Raw genomic sequence first — 17631 nt, forward strand, 5'->3', positions numbered from 1 at the left:
ATCCATCGCCCGACGGCGGATTCCATTGGTGGGCGCGCGCAATCGCTGTTTGTTCGCCTGAGGTTTTGGTCGGTTCTGTGGCTTGTCGCCACATGCTGCCGCAACGCCAACCTGTTTCATACTCGCAAGGTTTTCTGCCCCCAGCGAGTGCACGGCTCATGGTGCTTTACAAGCTTTGTGCGTCGTCGCCTGCGATTCAAACGGACGAGATCGGAACGGAAAGGCGGACACTGGCGCAGTTATGGGACAGCGACTACCAGGCAGATCAGTGTCACGACCGCGTGATGTGGTGCTATAGACCTCAATCTTGGACGAGCAACGAACAATCCTGTCGTGACATTTGTTGCTTTCACCGGAAATAACCACTAGAAGCGACGCTCCGCAGATCAATCCACCGGAGAGTTTCATGCCAGAAGAAGACTTCAAAAACATCGACAACCTCATCCAGCTTACCACAGATGTTGTCTCAGCCTATGTTTCCAACAATCCCGTTCCGGTGGGGGACCTTTCAGCCCTGATCGGCCAAGTGCACGAAGCTTTGAAACGCACGGCGGCCGGTCGCGTCTCGGCACAAGAGCCGACGGTGTTGACGCCGGCGGTGCCGATCAGAAAATCAGTGACGCCGGACTACATTGTCTCCCTTGAGGATGGCAAGAAATTCAAATCGCTAAAGCGTCATCTGTCGACCCATTACGGGCTGAGCCCTAATGAATATCGCGCCAAATGGGGTCTGCCGGCGGACTATCCCATGGTCGCGCCGAACTACGCGGCTGCGCGCTCTGCCTTGGCCAAGACAATGGGACTCGGCCGCAAACCGAAAGAGCCTGAAGTCTCGGCGCCCGAGAAGCGGTCCAGAAAGAAGGTACCAGCGTGACTTCCTCCATCCAGACCCGTTGTGGGGCTGGCGGCTCGATCAGCATGATGTGCGAAACACTCGAAAGGCGGGATCAAAATCCCGCCTTTTCCTTGCACGGTGTGATTACACGCCACGAAGCGGAATGGAACTGACATAGCGCAGAGACACAGGAGACCGCAGCGGTAAAAGGACCAACTTTTCAGCTTGGGACGGAAACCGTTGCGGACCTCTATCACGAAAGAATATCGCGAGGCTCTCCTGCCTTGGTACACCATCTATCCGACTGTGCCGGAGTTCACTGCCAGCGTCGGGGCCGAAAGCTATGAGGAATGGCTAAGAGGTCTGCCGGCTGACGATTCGGTATCGCTCTATCTCCACATTCCGTTCTGCCAATCGATTTGCTGGTTTTGCGGCTTCCCGACTACGATTGCCCGCAATCAGGGGCCGATCCTCAACTATCTGGACGTTGTGCGTAACGAGATCCGTTTGGTCTCGGAGAAAGTGCAGCAGGGGCTCGTCGTGAACGACGTGCATTTCGGCGGTGGAACCCCGACCCTGATCGGGGCAGCCGAGTTCCTGGCTACGATAGAACTCCTGCGCCGCCGCTTCGCGTTCAGGGAACCCGCTACGATCGCCGTCGAAATTGATCCGCGCACCTTCACCGCCGAGATCGCCGAAGCGTTGGGAGCAGCGAACGTGAGCCGCGCGAGCCTTGGGGTGCAGAGCTTTGATCCAATCGTTCAAAAAGCGATCAACCGGGTCCAGAGCGAGGCGCAGACGGCCGCTGCCGTCGAAGAGCTGCGCCGGCATGGCGTAAGCGGCATAAACTTCGATCTCATTTTCGGTCTCCCGAACCAGACGGTAGAGTCCTGCGTCGAGGCTGCAGTGGCCACTGTCGCCATGCGTCCCAACCGGCTTGCGGTGTTCGCCTACTCCCACATTCCCGCGGTGAGAAAGAATCAGCGTCTGATCGAGAAGACTGCGCTGCCTGACAGCGTCGCCCGCGCCGAACAGGCTGCCGCCGTGGCAGAGACGCTGGTTGCGGCGGGCTACCGTGAGATCGGCCTGGACCATTTCGCCTTGCCGGACGACGAACTTTCGCTGGCGCAGACCAGCGGTCGCCTACGGCGTAACTCGCTGGGTTACTCGGCCGACACCTGCAAAACCCTGATCGGTTTCGGCGCGTCCTCTATCGGGCGGGTCGGCGAGGGTTACGTCCAGAACGACGTGACACGTGAATCCTACGGCCGGCGCATAGCAGCTGGCCGTCTGGCAACATCAAAAGGCTACCGACTCACAGATGAAGACCGCGTGCGAGCCGCCATCATCGAGCGGCTGATGTGCGATTTGCAGGCCGATGTGCCGGCAATTTGTGCGGCCTATGGATTCGATCCAACTCGCCTTCTCGATCCGGCTGCTGAACGCCTGGCGAAGCTGGCCGAGGATGGGCTAATGGACATCGAAACCGGTTTCATCCGGGTGCGGCATGAGCATCGTTTCGTCATTCGCGCAGTTGCTGCCGCGTTCGACGCTTTTGTGGACCGGTTTGTCCCATAAGCACAGCCAAGCAGCGTGAGGGGCGCCAAAGCGATAAGCTCGTGCCAAACGGCACGCTCGTAAAAATGCCGCAGGCCCCGGTCACGGCGCCCCTGCGCGGATTGAAGTGTTGGACCTTCCCGAATGACGAGCGTGCCGCCCACAATGCGTCACAGTCATACAACGGTCACTGGTTTTGTGAGATGCCCGGCCGGTCGACATCTGTGCCTATGAATACTACCGTTTCGCATCGTCGGCACGATTATCTCGTCCATGGCTCGCGCATTACGTGTACATCATCAAGTTCGATGCGGCGGTCCCCTGTTCGTCAGTAATAAAGATTTGGGTAATGGGCGGAAATTAGCCCTAGCCATAGCTAATAGCGACGTGGGTACGATCCGAGAATTCTCAGGCCATCAATCTCCGCCAACGCGGCCAGCGCCGGGTGCGTCAAAACGTGTCCAGCGACATCGATGACATATTGATGGGTGTCCAGCCGCTCGCAGGTCGGACGCTGATAGACATTGAGAACGGCTAAATTGTCCTTCGAGAACCTGATCAGGACACAACCGAAATTTTGCTCTGAAACGCGGAGGTGAAGTGTTGTCCGGTCAAATCCTGTCGGCGCAGGGGTCCTGCGCCCGAGCACCCACCACCGCGTAGCGTTATGCAGCCCTTTTTCAATTCCTGTTCGCAATATCTGCAGATTGTACAGCTTGGCACCGAGTGCAGGACCAAAGGCTGCTATCGAGGGAGATTTTTGCTCTGCCACGAAAGATGTTGATCCCCGACGGCTCTCTCGCTCGACATTGGGCATGTTCTCGTCGAGCCACCCGGCCACCTCCTGCAGGGCCACGGGGTGGCCCACCACCTTAATGATCATCGAGAAACTCGCATCCTTGCTGGCCATAAGGCTGTAGCTCAGGGCCTTCGGGTACTCGGCGATAACCGTGGGAGACCTCAAGCTCAAGACTTGGTCGAGGTAGGGAGTGGCTCCGACCAGAGAGGTCGTAGCTGGGACGCATGCAACGTGGACGCAGCCATTCTCATATGCTTCGAACAATCCGTCGCTGAACGGAACGAGTTCAACTTGCTCACCAAAGAGGTCCAGCGAGGCTTGATGGGTCCAGGTCCCCTCAGGGCCAATGTACCCTGCCCTCTTGATCCAGGAGGTGTCGATCGCTGGAGGCTGGCTGAATTGCTCGTTCATTCCCCGGCACGCTCGATCGAGAATGCGATAAGCATCTGCTGCAGAAAGCAAGAGGGCTGGGACCCGCCCCTCTTCGCTTGCAACATCTTGTGGCAGTAGAACTTAGCAGCTTGCTACAATCCGCTGCCCCAGTCGGCGGGGATCCGTGTTCTTGCCCGCTTCTATGGCGCGGTCTGTGGCACTTCTGCCCGGCTCTTGCCGGGCAGAAGCAGAAAAAGGTCAGCCAGCTTTGCTGAGACTGCCAGCGGATGATTTGCCAGTACGGCGGTCCTGTTCGACCTCGTAGTTGATCTTCTGGCCCTCATTAAGGGTGGAGAGGCCCGCTCGTTCGACAGCGGAAATGTGGACGAAAACGTCCTGACCTCCGTTGTCAGGCTGGATAAAACCGAATCCCTTGGTGCTGTTGAACCACTTCACCGTTCCAGTCGCCATAGCGTATTCCTTTGTAACCATTCAATGTAGGCAGGCCATAAGCCAGGTCCGCTTCATATCCGAGACTTTAGGGCAGCAAAAGCTAAAATAGCAAAAGCCCGGTCAATCGCTAAAGCGGCTCGCAAGCTCCATCATGACCGCCTGTCGCGGACAGCGTCTCCCGCGCTGGCGCTCCGAATGGCAAACACAAGTTCTGAAACGCTCCGGTAAATTCCAGAACCGCGTCTATCGCTGGTTGGAGTCCTGTTAGGGACCTGCGATCGGCCGATGTGAGCAAGAGTACGCGGACGACCAGCAACTACGGGCGCGCGCTGACGCCACCATGTTCGCCGCTGTCCTAAGGGTATTTCACCTAGCCACGCCTTTAAGCGGCAAGCGCTCCCCAGTCGGCGGTGTCTGACGTCGGACAATGTCGGAGGTACGCAACACAGAGTCCGTTGAATCGCATCGCCGAAACGGCTTTCTCATCTGGCACGGTTCCTGCGAGGTCATTGCAAAACGCGCAGGAGAGTCGTCCCATGATCCCCACACAGAAAAATGCCGCCCCACCTTTCGCCGACCTACTCAAAACTGACATCCGAGCCGGGCCTGGCAGCATTGTGAGGGCTCGTCAGGACCGGCGCTGCCCACGAATTCACCTTCTCCCAGTGGGGGCGACAGGGACGCAGCCCCTTCAAATTGAGGGACAACTCACTTCCCTGCGAACCTTGTCCATCGCCCGGTCACCACAACCGAAGCCACCGTCTGCCTGGCTGCGGGGCGCACTTTTTGCGACCGCGCTGGCATTTCTGACGACCGCGCCGTCTCCGGCGGCCGCCTATGACATAGCGAATTTCCTGCTCGACAACGGCATGGAGGTGGTCGTCATACCCGATCACCGCGCGCCCATCGTCACCCATATGCTGTGGTACAAGGTCGGCAGTGCCGACGAGCCTCCGGGCAAATCCGGCATCGCGCATTTCTTGGAGCATCTGATGTTCAAAGGGACGGCCAATCACGGCGCCGGCGAGTTGGACCGCGCGGTGGCGGAGATCGGGGGCTCGCTAAACGCCTTCACCTCTTACGATTATACTGCCTTCTACGAAAGAGTGGCGCCCTCGGCAGTGGAGCAGATGATGAGCTTCGAGGCTGATCGCATGCGCAATCTCACCCTCACGGATGACGTCATCAACACCGAGCGGGACGTGGTCCGCGAGGAGCGTCGCTTGAGGGTCGACAACAATCCGGAGGCGCTTCTCGATGAGGAGGTCGTCACGACGCTCTGGCAGAGCCAACCCTACCGGATCCCGGTGATCGGCTGGATGCACGAGATCGAAAAGCTGGGCCGCAACGACGCCGTGGCTTTTTATGACAAGTACTGGCCGAACAACGCCGTGCTGGTGGTGGCAGGCGACGTTGAGCCCGAGGCCGTGAAGGCGCTGGCCGAGAAGACCTATGGCAAGGTCCCGCGTGGACCAGATCTGCCGCCACGCGAACGCCCGTCTGAGCCGGTGCAGAACACCAGGCGCACATTGACGCTAAGGGATGGCCGCGTTTCGGTCCCCATCTTCTCCAAATATTGGGTGGTGCCGTCCTATCGCACCGCCGAGCCCGGCGAAGCCGAGGCGCTGGACCTGCTGGCACAGATTCTCGCCGGGGGCAACCGCAGCCGGCTGTACCAGGAGCTCGTTGTGAAGCAGGGCATAGCCGCAGCGGCCGACGCTGATTTCGAGGGCACCATGCTGGATGCCGGCAAGTTCAGCATCCGCGGCTGGCCGCGCGGCAAGGCGAAGCTTGCGGATGTCGAGGCCGCAGTCGACGCCGAGATAGCGCGCATCGCCAAGAGCGGCATCACCAGCGACGAACTGGAGAAGACGAAAAACCGCTATATCCGCTCGTTCATCTTCGCCCATGACGAGCAGGCCTCCGTCGCTGGGATGTATGGAGCCACGCTTGCCACAGGCGGCAATGTGAAAGACGTCGAGGAATGGCCGGACCGCATCCGCAAGGTCACGGCCGATCAGGTTAAGGCCGTTGCCGCCCGCTACCTCGTGTCCAACCATTCGACCACCGGCTATCTCCTGCCCAAGGAAAATTGATATGATGACGAACCAATTCCGGGCCATTCCACAAGCATTGCCCTCTCCTTTTGGACAAGGCTGGCGCCTCGCCTCCTGGCTGGCCGTCCTTTGCCTTGCTATTTTCTTCCTCACCCTGCCAGCGTGTACCGCCCGTGCTGCGGCGAACATCCAGGAGGTGAAATCTGAAAAGGGGATCACCGCCTGGCTGGTGGAAGACCATAAGCTGCCGATCGTCACGCTCCAGTTCGTGTTTGACGGCGGCACCAGCCAGGACCCGGCCGGTAAGGAGGGGCTTGCCAATTTGATGACCGGCTTGTTCGACGAGGGCGCAGGCGATCACGGCGGCGACACCTTTCAGGTGCGGCTCGATGATGCCGGCGCTGAGATGAGCTTCCACGCACGGCCTGACGGCATCTATGGCTCGGTGCGCATGCTTTCCCAGCGCCAGGACGCCGCTTTCGATCTCATAAGGCTCGCGTTGAACAGGCCCCGCTTCGATCAGGAACCCTTTGACCGAATCCGCGCTCAGCTTCTCTCCGGCATTATTGCCAACGAGCGCGAACCTCACGCGATCGGCAGGGATACATGGCGGCGCAGGCTCTACGGCGCGCATCCGTATTCGAGGCCGCCCGAGGGCACCAAGGAAAGCCTGGCCCGCATAACGCCCGCCGATCTAAGCGCCTTCCACAAGGCCGCTTTCGCCCGCGAGGGGCTGCACGTGGCGGTTGTCGGCGACATCGATGCCAAAACTCTGAGTGCAAGGCTCGACCAGTTGTTCGGCGATTTGCCTCAGAAGCAGGCGCTCGCCCAGGTACCTGATGTCACCCCGAAGCTCGGCCAGTGGACGTTGGTCGCATACGCCCTGCCCCAGACTTCGCTCCAGCTGGCTTTTCCCGGCGTCGGACGCAGCGACCCGGAATTCTATGCCGCGCAGCTGATAAACGATATACTCGGAGGCTCGCCATTCACCTCACGTCTGTTCCAGGAAGTGCGGGAAAAGCGTGGCCTGGCCTACGGTGTCTCCTCCAGTTTGGAAGGCCACCAGCATTCCAACACGCTTGTCGTGACCACGTCGACGCGCGCCGACAGGGCGGCGGAGACGCTCGACCTGATTAGACAAGTAATCAAGGAGCTGGTGGACACCGGGCCAACAGCGGCCGAGCTCGAAGCGAGCAAAAAGTATCTGATCGGGGCCTATGCTATGAGCAATCTTGGTTCCTCCAGGGCGATTTCAGCCACGCTTCTCAGGCTGCAGCTCGACAAGCGCGGCATAGACTACATCCAGCACCGCCCGGCCCTCATCGAGCAGGTGACGCTCGACGAAGTCAGGGCGGCGGCGAAGAAACTGCTTTCGGTCGAGCCCGCCATTATGGGCGTTGGCCCGCGGCTTGTCGGTGTCCCGTGACAGCGAATAATCTCGCGCTCTAGGAATAGTTGCTGAAGGACTCCGCCCACATACGTTTGGCTGATTCGACTATGGTGCGGCAGAATGCACGCCTTGATTTCTGCCTGCTCGCCCTCGTAGACCAGGTTCTCGCCCGGCGGTCCGATTGCCGAGCCGGAGAACGCCCGACGTTCCGAGAAAGCATTCTAACTTTCACGTATATGAAACACGCGAAAGTTAGATTCTCTTGAATTTTGGAGCTCACTATGCTACTTTCCCGTATTTCAGATACGAGAAAGTTAGATGGCCCTTCACCTCGTCGGGGAAAACATCGATAAAACCCGCAGCCACTATCAGGCTGAAACGGGCAAGCTCGTCCAGCTAATGCGCGGCATCTATGTCGATGCCGGGGAGGATATCGAGGCCACGATACTCAAACACGCCGTCCGCATCGCCAAATACCTGTATCCCAACGCTTACCTCTCGGCGGCGAGCGCTGTCCTTCTCGGCCCGACCCGCGATGGCCGTCTGTTCCTGAGCGGGCGACGAATACAGCGCACGCGGTTGCGCTCGCTGGAAATCATTCAGAACGCAGCTCCCGACCACCCATCAGTCGCCCAAGCGATTGTCGATGATGGCATGGGAGAGTTCCGGATCGACGTCTCCTCGATGCGCCAGCGCTTCCTCGAAGCTTTCCGCCTGCGCAGCGAACACGCGGCATCCATCGACGAGACGATGCGTGAGACAATCGCGAACCGCCTCATAGAAGAATACGGCAGCCCCCAAGGCGCTGCCGACGCGACATGGGCGCTTGCCCGCGCAAACCAGTGGTATCGCGAAGGCGAGCACGCCGAGCGCTTCCTCCTCCGCCGTCCACTGATGGCGGAGCCCGCGCGCAATGAAGCCGCGTTCGATCTGATCGTAGCCTGGCACGGCGCTCCACTCGGCAATCTCAAACATGATGGTTTTGAGTGGCGCTGGAATCCAGACGATCAGGATGGCCCGCCACTTGTTCGCCAGACCACGCCGGGCAAGCTCCCTCCTTTCATCCTCTCGCTGCTGCCTGAAGGCTGGCTTGAGTCGGTGTTGAATGACCGCGACGAGCGCGCGACGCTGCGCTCGGGAAAACGCTACATGTCCAACATCACCATCGTCGAGCGTGCGAGCGATCTCTCCGCCCTGCCGCCCGACGTCCTGCTAACCCGGCTCACTGACTTCACTAGAAATTCTATCTTCACTGGCCAGTATGCAGGGCCGGGTCGGGGCGATCTGGAGCAGAGCTTCGAGCGCAATCTGGCGCAGATTTTCGAGCGTACCGATACGCCCCGTTTATCGGGCGTTCAGATCAAAGCGCCGATGTTCCTCGATATCGACGGTACTCTCTCCCCCAGTACCGGCAAACCGTTCACCCACATCCTCAAGCCTGCCGGTACAGGTGGATTTGAGGCCCTGCCGGTTATCGAATGGCAGTCGCTCGCTTTGGGCAGCGCGGCCGGTTTCAAGACGCCCGCGACGGCGCTCGTCCCCATGCCTGACGGGATGCCTCCGGCGCTCCTCGTCGAGCGGTTCGACATCAGAACGAGCCTTGACGACAAGCGCCTTTTGGCGCTTGAGGATTTTTGCTCAGTGCTCGGTGTGCCCACGGAAGCAAAATACGACGGCACAATGGAGCGAATCGCGCGGGCACTAAGACCGTTATCGACCTCCCCCGAAGACGACGTCCTGCTTGTCCTCAAGCGATCCTTATTCGCCTGGCTGATCGCCGATGGCGACATGCACCTGAAGAACATGGCACTTCTGAAAATCGCAGAGCCCGGCAGCGCGCAGTTCAGCTCAGTCCGCATGGCTCCGCTCTACGATGCGGTCACGACTCGCGTGTTTCCACATCTCGAAAAAGACCGGATGGCCCTCAAGCTGAACGGCAAAGACGATCGTCTGCGGCGCGCCGACTTCAAGGCTTTCGCGAGCACGGCGGGCATCAAGGCAGCCGATGCGGATAGCAGCATCGATGATCTCGTTGCAGCCCTCTCACGCGCTCTCAACCACCTCGAATTGCCGCCGCCCCTATCAGACGGCTCTCAAGGCGCAAAGATGGCGGAGCAAATGCGCGCGATTGTCCACGAACGCATCGAAGGGATTGCGTAGATGATCGATCTATTGATACGCCGGTTCCGCTCTCAGACCCAAACACCTTATTGGCGGAACCGCCTACCCATATCGCGTTCGAGTTTGAGCTTGCGCTTTTCCCAATCCGGCCTCCCATCCGCGTCCAATTTTTTGACCCCCTTATGGACTGTGCGACCTCAGCGTTCGCCCGGGCGGAGCTGGTCAAGGTTGCGCAGCCCGGGCGGGCGCGGATCGCGCTTGGCAGCTGAAGGGTGATCAGGCGCGGTTCTTGAAGCGCCAGGACTCGTGTGGACAGGTGACAAGTCATCGATGCTGCGGACTTGCAACTTTTCTCTGTCGTGAAAGAACAAGTTCTTTATCAATAATCCAAAATTTCACATTGGAATCATAATTCTTGATGATGTTCCCATAGTCTTTCTGCGCGAAGGATCGTCACCCGTATGGGCCAAGACTCTGTTTCGCTGAAGGCCACGCAGGAGCTTGGCCTCTACAACGACGCGATGGGAGCCTTCTTGATGGCGCAGGTCCGGGCCATTGTGCAGGAAGCGGGCTCCCAGCAAAAACAAATCACACTGGGTAGAAGGACTCGGAAATGCCGCAAACCAACCCTGCAAAATCTCAGAAAACGGCAGGAATGCTGGAGGTTCGGTGAAAAACGAACGCAAACCTCTTCACTGCAGTCAAACCGCAAAGCCGATGGGGCGTCGTTGCGCGCGGCACTCGATTTGCGCGTGTGCACGGGCAGGCAAGCTGACAATTACCGGTCGATCCCGGACCAGCCGCGCCAGGCGCTGCCATACTGCGCCAAGCGCAATTGGCAGCTAACGGTCGAATTTAGTTTGTCGAACCGGGTGCGAGCGGCTCCGATAACCGCCCCCCTTGAACGGCAGCGTGTTCTCGACGTGACGACGTTCGTCGGTGCCGACGTTATTGTCGTGCATTCCTTTCCCGCTTCGCTCCCGATCACTTCTCGGATCCAATAACAGGTATCGGCGAAGCCGCCGACGCGAGCGCTGCCGCGAAACTGCGCTTTCCACCATTGCTCGATCAGTCCCACGGAGATTGTTTCCAAGTTTCATGAACGGCATCCACCAGCGCTGCGGCTAGATCTTGGACATCGGTCTCGCTCATCGGAGTCGAGAGCGCGCCAGAGCAATTCGTCGTCATTAGAAAACTCCGTTCCAGCATTGCAAGGTGCACCTTTGCGAGCGCCGCCTTCTGCAACGCGCTCGGGAACGACGTCCGGTAGTTTCGGATCACTTCAGTCTTCAGGTGGAGCCGAAAGAAGGAGCTCGCGCCGGTAACGTGCGCGGGGAGTTCGCGCCTTCTGAGTTGCTCGATGATTTCACTACGAAGCGTTTCGCCCATCTGGTTAAGACGGGCCACGGCATCCTTTGTGTATGATTGTAGTGCCACCAGCCCAGCTGTCATGCTGAGCGGGTTTGCGCTGAACGTGCCGCCGTGAGACACGGCTGGCTTGCCCCTGGTGTGATCGAAGACCGCCATGTACGACGCAGGCCCCGCTACGGCTCCAACGGGCAAACCTCCGCCGATGATCTTGCCCAAAGCGACCAGATCCGGCTCAAAGCCGAAGATGTCATGGGCGCCACGGAAACCGACGCGGTAAGAAACGACCTCGTCAACCACCAGCAGGATACCGTAGCGGTTACAGCAATCCTGGATGACCTCCCGCAAATCCGCCTCTATCGGAACCATGCCCACGCGGGGAGCAACTGGATCGAGAAGGATCGCGGCGAGGCGCTCATGGTGTGCACGGATGAGCTCTCTGCACGACTTGGCCTCGTTGTAAGGAAGGACAAGGACATCCGCGGCGGTGGAGGCGGGAGTTCCACTGGCATAGAGCACACTGTTAGGCGACGAATCGCCCCAGTTGTCTGGTGCAGAATCAAGGCTCACTTCCACATAGTCATAGGCGCCGTGATATGCGCCCTCGAACTTGGCAATCATCGGGCGCCCTGTAATAGCGCGAGCGGCCTTGACAGCGAACATAACAGCCTCGGTGCCGGAGCTCGTAAAGCGGACCTGCTCAAGCTTCGGCGAACGCGTCGTGATTGCTTCCGCGAGCCTGGTCTCGCTTGTGGTCGGAAGCCCGAATGCGGTGCCGTCGTCCAGGACCTTGTGCAGCGCCTCGATCACCGGCGGAAAGGCATGGCCGTGAATGAGCGAGAAGGAGTTGTTTGCGCAGTCGAAGACCTTGCTGCCGTCCGCGTCAGTGATCCAGCCGCCCGCTCCTGCCACAGCATAGGGCGGGTGGGGAGCGAAGAACTGCGCAGCACGCATGCTGCCGCCGGGCGTGATCTTTAGCGCTCGTTGAAACTCCTCGCGAGATTTTGGCCCAACGACCTCTCCCCGGTTGTGGCCCAGCCCTGAAATGCGCTGCATGTCCGAACTCCTTGACTACCTTTGTCGAGATGGCGAGGCTCTACGAAACTTTGATGCCATTTGGCGCTGGAGCGAGTTCTGATGGAGGTGCTTGCACCATCAACACGGATCGAGAATGCTGCCTACTTTCGTGGCGGAATCGCAGCTCGCCGGCACTCTCGGTGCCGCAACCATCACGCGAAACTGCGGCGTCGGCACGCCGGCATCGCGGGCTAGTCTCTTGGCGATGATCTTGTCGAGCGCTAGCCCATGCCGGGGCGGGCCGGATCCGGTGTACGGGATGCCCGCCGGGGCATGGCGGGAACGTGGGTGAGACCACTTCTCGCCCTGAATACCGTACGCATGTTGAAGGCGATCCCCGAGGGCCGGGCCTGCGGATGGGCGGCATAAACCACACGAGCAGTTCTTTATCGCCGTCGCACCCCGGCGTCTGGTGGCCGCCCTCTCGCAGTACCGCCGTCATGCTTTCGACCTCGCCGCGGTGGTCGACCTCCGGGCGCGGCTGTCCGAACCGATGATCATGCCGGTGTGACCATGGATTTATACGACGACTACTCGCATCAGCTACTCCCTCAGTTTGCGCACCGTCACGTTCTGCGCACAGTTGGCTGATCGAGAGGAACAATTCGTCTGGGCCCCCCGGCCGTTAACTGTCACGTGCAATTGACGTGCCACCGAGGAGCGCGATCAAAAGGAGAAAAGCACGCATTCGTGCCACGCGGGTGGGATGCCGGCGCGTCAGTTGTGTCGGGTTTCGAACCTAAGACGTCTTCAATCGGACACGGCCGGAAACAGGAACATCTCCTGGTTTTCAAGGATAGAGGCCGAGCTCAAGGCAACCAAGAAACATGGATCGGCGCCTATGCTATCTACAAACTGGATCCCTCCAGGTCGATTGCAGCCCCGCCCCTCGAATCGCAGCTCGAGAAGCTCGGCATCAACAACACTCAGCGCCGCGCAGCCTGATCGATCGGTGATGCTCGATCAAGTCAGGGCAGCGGCGGAGCTGCTTCCGGCCGAGTCCGGCATTTATGGTCGTCGGCCTGACGCTGGGGGCAAGGATGAGCCCGGCAGCCCAGTTCGCCTTCCTTCTCCCTTTCTCGGGGAAATAGATTCGGTTCGGTGAGAAAGGCCGGCGGAGCTGTTTTCGCGGGCGTGCGAAGCACCTGCCGGGTCAGTCGACCGATCCGCCGAATCGTGGCTCGCCTTCTCCTCATGGGAGCCTCCCTTCCGATGGCAGAGATCGCGATCCGTTCAGGCCACATGAACTGGCTGCGCGGTCGGAAGCCGATGTCCATTGTTCAGGTTGTCACTTAATGAGAACCGCAAGCCATCGACCACGACAGTTCAAGAATTCTCCCTTTAAGTTGAGTGGAATGGTCTACCAGCCATCAGGCCGAGGCCCTATAAGCATCCCCGGACGCGGAATATACACCGACGCCTGCTGACATGCGTATCCGCAGTGTTTGAGAGGAATTCAGTATTGCCCCTGTGCCTGCCGATGGTCCGCCACCTGAAATCCGCGGACCTGTTTGGCGCCATCGATCGCCTGCCGGCGCTCGGCACGCCAGTTAGCGAGCGGACATTCGAGGTCCTCAACCCGTCGAGCGGCGAAGTGCTGGCAGTATTTCCCGACATGGGTGTGGAGGAGACACGCGCTGCGATCGAAAAGGCCTACGTAGCGCAGCCTGGATGGGCGGCTCTGACCGCCCGAGAACGCAGCGACGTTCTGTGGCGATGGCATGAGCTGATCATCGACCACGCCGGTGATCTTGCCGCCATACTCACTGCAGAGATGGGCAAGCCGTTTGCCGAAGCCAAGTCGGAGATTTCGCATGCGGCCGCGTATCTGCAATGGTACGCCGAAGAAGCCAATCGCATCTATGGCGAGACGATCCCCGCACCGTCGAGAGACCGTCGCATGCTGGTGATCAAGCAGCCGATCGGTGTCGTCGGCACGATTACGCCGTGGAATTTCCCAGCGTCGATGGTGGCGCGCAAGATCTCGCCGGCCTTGGCGGCGGGCTGCGCGATCGTGCTCAAACCTGCTGAACAGACGCCGCTCGTGGCAGGCGCAATGTTCGCCCTCGCGCATCAAGCCGGCTTTCCAGACGGTGTCGTCAACCTGATCTATGCGTCCGAAGGTGCTGGCGTTGGACGCGAACTCTGCTCCAATCCCAAGATCCGCAAGATCAGCTTTACAGGCTCGACCGAGGTTGGCCGGCTGCTCATGCGCCAGTGCTCGGACCAGATCAAGAAGGTCAGCCTCGAGCTCGGCGGCAATGCCCCTTTCATTGTCTTTGATGACGCCGACATCGACGCTGCGGTTGACGGCGCGATCCAGGCGAAATTCCGCAACGCCGGCCAGACTTGCGTTTCAGCGAACCGCCTTTACGTCCAATCGAGCGTTCACGATGAGTTCGTTGAGAAGTTCGTGGAGAAAGTCCGGTGCTTGTCGGTTGGCGACGGCTTCGCCCCCGGAGTGGACGTCGGACCGCTCATCGACTTGAATGCTTTGGCCAAGATCGAGTCCCACATCGCAGATGCCGTTGCCAAGGGTGGGACAATTCGATGCGGGGCCGAACGTATCGGCAAGGATGGCACCTTCTTCAAACCCACAGTCCTCACCGAAATCTCCAGCATGATGGCGGTTGCGCAAGAGGAGACTTTCGGGCCGCTGGCGCCGATCATTCGCTTCCACGAGGCGGATCAGGTTGTGCGTGAGGCCAACGACACGATCTACGGCCTCGCCGCCTATTTCTATGCCTCGAACCTGAAGCGTGTCTGGCGCGTGGCCGAGGCATTGGAATATGGCATGGTTGGCATCAACACGGGGCGTATGTCTTCGGAAGCGGCGCCCTTTGGCGGGATGAAGCAGTCCGGCATCGGGCGGGAGGGTTCCCGCCACGGGCTCGAAGACTACCTCGAAATGAAATATCTCTGCATAGGCGGAATCTGATCTCTATATGGATGGACACCTCCGGCTCAGAATGAACCAAAGGGATGATCGAGCGCTTTGGCGAACCTGCTTGCGGCTGGTTCGGGTCGTCTATCGCGACCCCGGCCTGCGCGCCTTAAGTGTGCATCTAGGCGCCCAGTACGTTGAACCGCCTCTCCGGCGACGAGCCAAGGCGCCGGTACCTGACGGTACGTTGCTCATCCTATCCAACCGCGGCAAGCATCTCATCTGTGCGGGGCGACAGCATCAAGAAGTACCCGGAGATCCACGCCGCCGACAGCTCACCCTTATATGGATATCCTGATAGGTTCGGCCGTAATCGCTCGTTTGGGCCTCATAAATGTCCCCTGTTAAACGACGTATAGCTTCTTCGGAACGGGCAGGTGCCGATCACAGTTCGGCGCCCCAATTGCCTCATTTAGTAATTTTGTCCGATCACGTTCAGATAGGGTTGAGGGGCATTTTCCAACCCACGTTTTCGGCTCGCTGTCGTGAAATTCAAACAGGGGATGAGCGCCCTTTCCGACGTGCTTGAATCGACGCTCGCCCTTGTCATAGCTCTGCCCTGTTGCCTTCCCTTCTTTGCAACGCCGGCCGCTGCCATTTTCTATCTTCACTCCTGCCAAGCATCAATACCCGGCCGCCGCCCCCGAAACGAAGTGTCTCGGGCTGCCTCAAAAAATGCCCTAAGTCGCAATACCTCCTCTTCTGTTGCCGCGGCCCAAGCTCGGCGACTAGCAGGCTTTTGAACGGATCAGGCTCTTCGCGAAGGGATATCGCAGGCGCCCGACTGTTACCCTGACTTGGCGGAAACGCGAAAACAAATGAACGGGTAAACCACTCGCGGTCGGCGTCAATATTCGGTACTGAATCACACCTTGGGCGCGGGAGCGACTCTCGAAATCGTTCGATAGGCTGTCCGACCATTGGAAAGTTCGCCAAGACTCCGGCGTGTTTGCGTCCGCGGCGCGAGACAATGCTGGATCACTGTGGTGCCGTCAATCACGATGATTCTGCAGAGAAACGTCTCGCCAGGTGGTTCACGCGAACTAGAACGCGATCGTCCATCAGATGCGCTGACACAGCGAATGTCGTCAACCCAACGGTGCAGCGCGTCCGCACGGCGAGCGGTTGCGGACACTTTTTACGCCGCAACCTCCTTATTGCCGCACAAGCAATTGAGCGCCCTTCGCGCATGGCTCTGAATCGCTACAGTCGCCGGTATTCCGGCCTGGAGAAGATACAGTGACATTAGACGTGCCCAGGCCGCGCATCCACGAGAGACATTGAGGGGTGAGATCCAATGATTATAGCGCATCTGCTCGACATGGACGGGGTCCTGGTCCGCGGCGGCCAACCGATTGCTGGCTCGGTCAACTATGTCGCCGGGCTAGTCGCCAAGGGTGAGCCGTTTCAGATCTTCACCAATAACTCGCGCTTCACGCCCGAAGATCACGCCGAGCGTCTAAGAGCGGTTGGCTTCACCGTGCAGCCAGAGCACATCTACACATCGGCGCTCGCCACTGCGCGGTTCGTGGAACTGCAAAAGCACGGATCATCTGCTTATGTCATCGGCGACCACGGTCTGGTAGAGGCCTTGCGGCAGGCAGGCTGCCGGATAACGGAGTTTGCCCCCGAGTTCGTGGTCCTCGGAGACACCACTTCGTACCACTACGAGCAGATCGCAACTGGCGCCGAGCTTGTGGCGAAGGGCGCGCGCTTTCTCGCCACCAATCCGGATGCGACTGGCCCGACCGAGCGGGGCTCCCATCCGGCATGCGGTGCAGTCGCAGCACTAATCGAGAAGGCCACCGGCCGTCAGCCCTATTTCGTCGGGAAGCCGAACCCGTTCATGATGCGCAACGTGCTCGACCGGCTCGGAGTGCGAGCTGTCGATACCATCATGGTCGGTGACCGCATGGACACCGACGTGCTCGCCGGGCTGGAATCGGGCCTGAAGACAGCCCTTGTGCTTACTGGGGTGACCAAACTGGCTGACATAGAGCGGTTTCCATTCAGACCGGACCACGTGGTTGAGTGCCTTGCCGATCTGGGCCAGATCATCGTGAACCAATAAGCCGAACGCACCCCTTCACGAAGACCGAACGCTCCCCCTACGTTCCGCATGGCGGCCGTCAACCTGAGCAATGATCGGGAGGAACAGCTGCCGCATCCAGAAAAGAAGTGATAAGCGTGACAACTTAGTCGAAGTACACCCATGTAGCCCAATGCAGGCGGGTCTTGACCCTATGGAGCAAGAGTCTTCGACCGAAGAGTCTCGCGCGCCGAAGTAGGCTACCAGCGAATGGGTCAGGCTGACTGCGAGAAAATAGTAACAGTTTCAAAGAGATAGACGCTAGAGATCGCGCCTAAGATTTCGCAAATCGGTGCCAATGTGAACAATTGTGGGCTGCATGTAGATGGATTGGGGGTTCATTTGGCACAAATTGGCACCTTAGCCGAGCGCCCCAGCCTTAAGGCAGGCAAACTTTGGTGCAACCCGTTGCAAAACCGCTTTCAGTGGCTGAGTGCGACCTACCATCGACGCTGCTGTTTCTGCCGGTTTTGCAAGCGCACTATCGAGGATATTTCTGAGAAGATTGCGAGCTGTCTTCTGGGATCGAAAGCGAAGCAGCAAAACGAAAAGCTGGGTCGAGGTAGCGG

The 17631-nt window shown here is 59.3% G+C and carries 11 protein-coding genes; 8 read left to right on the forward strand and 3 right to left on the reverse strand.

Annotated elements, in window-relative coordinates:
* Positions 1-406: 406 nt before the first annotated feature.
* Positions 407-874, forward strand: coding sequence for a Ros/MucR family transcriptional regulator (locus AC0NID_RS00160; RefSeq protein ID WP_473458607.1), 468 nt, complete (start codon positions 407-409; stop codon positions 872-874).
* Between the two features lie 201 nt (positions 875-1075).
* Entirely contained in the window at positions 1076-2413 is a 1338-nt protein-coding gene (gene hemN / locus AC0NID_RS00165) for an oxygen-independent coproporphyrinogen III oxidase (RefSeq protein WP_473458650.1), read from the forward strand.
* A 355-nt stretch (positions 2414-2768) separates the two neighbouring features.
* On the opposite strand, the gene AC0NID_RS00170 is transcribed toward hemN, so the two are convergent.
* Both AC0NID_RS00170 and AC0NID_RS00175 read right to left on the reverse strand, forming a co-directional pair.
* On the reverse strand, positions 2769-3602 hold the full coding sequence (locus AC0NID_RS00170; RefSeq protein ID WP_473458609.1) for a prephenate dehydratase: 834 nt from the start codon (positions 3600-3602) through the stop codon (positions 2769-2771).
* A gap of 219 nt (positions 3603-3821) precedes the next feature.
* The gene (locus tag AC0NID_RS00175) at positions 3822-4034 is read right to left on the reverse strand and encodes a cold-shock protein (protein WP_008874821.1); all 213 of its coding nucleotides are present in this window, start codon (positions 4032-4034) and stop codon (positions 3822-3824) included.
* Between the two features lie 518 nt (positions 4035-4552).
* On the opposite strand from AC0NID_RS00175, the gene AC0NID_RS00180 reads away from it, so the two are divergent.
* The 4 genes from AC0NID_RS00180 (at position 4553) to AC0NID_RS00195 (ending at position 10588) form a co-directional block, all read left to right on the forward strand.
* Positions 4553-6112, forward strand: a complete 1560-nt coding sequence (locus AC0NID_RS00180; protein ID WP_473458652.1) for a M16 family metallopeptidase — start codon at positions 4553-4555, stop codon at positions 6110-6112.
* Between the two features lies 1 nt (position 6113).
* Complete coding sequence (locus AC0NID_RS00185; protein ID WP_473458618.1) at positions 6114-7499, forward strand: M16 family metallopeptidase; 1386 nt, start codon at positions 6114-6116, stop codon at positions 7497-7499.
* A gap of 282 nt (positions 7500-7781) precedes the next feature.
* Positions 7782-9623: a type II toxin-antitoxin system HipA family toxin gene (locus tag AC0NID_RS00190; protein ID WP_473458620.1), complete on the forward strand. Its 1842-nt coding sequence runs from the start codon at positions 7782-7784 to the stop codon at positions 9621-9623.
* A gap of 422 nt (positions 9624-10045) precedes the next feature.
* On the forward strand, positions 10046-10588 hold the full coding sequence (locus AC0NID_RS00195; protein ID WP_473458622.1) for a hypothetical protein: 543 nt from the start codon (positions 10046-10048) through the stop codon (positions 10586-10588).
* 64 nt (positions 10589-10652) lie between these two features.
* Here AC0NID_RS00195 and AC0NID_RS00200 read toward each other — a convergent pair whose 3' ends face one another.
* Positions 10653-12008 carry an aspartate aminotransferase family protein gene (locus tag AC0NID_RS00200; protein ID WP_473458624.1) on the reverse strand — a complete coding sequence of 452 codons (1356 nt, stop codon included), beginning with the start codon at positions 12006-12008 and terminating at the stop codon, positions 10653-10655.
* Positions 12009-13491: 1483 nt separating this feature from the next.
* Between AC0NID_RS00200 and AC0NID_RS00205 the strand changes: the two genes are divergently transcribed.
* Together AC0NID_RS00205 and AC0NID_RS00210 are read left to right on the forward strand one after the other, a co-directional pair.
* Positions 13492-14967 carry an NAD-dependent succinate-semialdehyde dehydrogenase gene (locus AC0NID_RS00205; RefSeq protein ID WP_473458626.1) on the forward strand — a complete coding sequence of 492 codons (1476 nt, stop codon included), beginning with the start codon at positions 13492-13494 and terminating at the stop codon, positions 14965-14967.
* A 1303-nt stretch (positions 14968-16270) separates the two neighbouring features.
* Positions 16271-17044: an HAD-IIA family hydrolase gene (locus tag AC0NID_RS00210; protein ID WP_473458628.1), complete on the forward strand. Its 774-nt coding sequence runs from the start codon at positions 16271-16273 to the stop codon at positions 17042-17044.
* Positions 17045-17631: the final 587 nt, after the last annotated feature.

The organism is Mesorhizobium sp. WSM4821 (genome assembly GCF_055901555.1).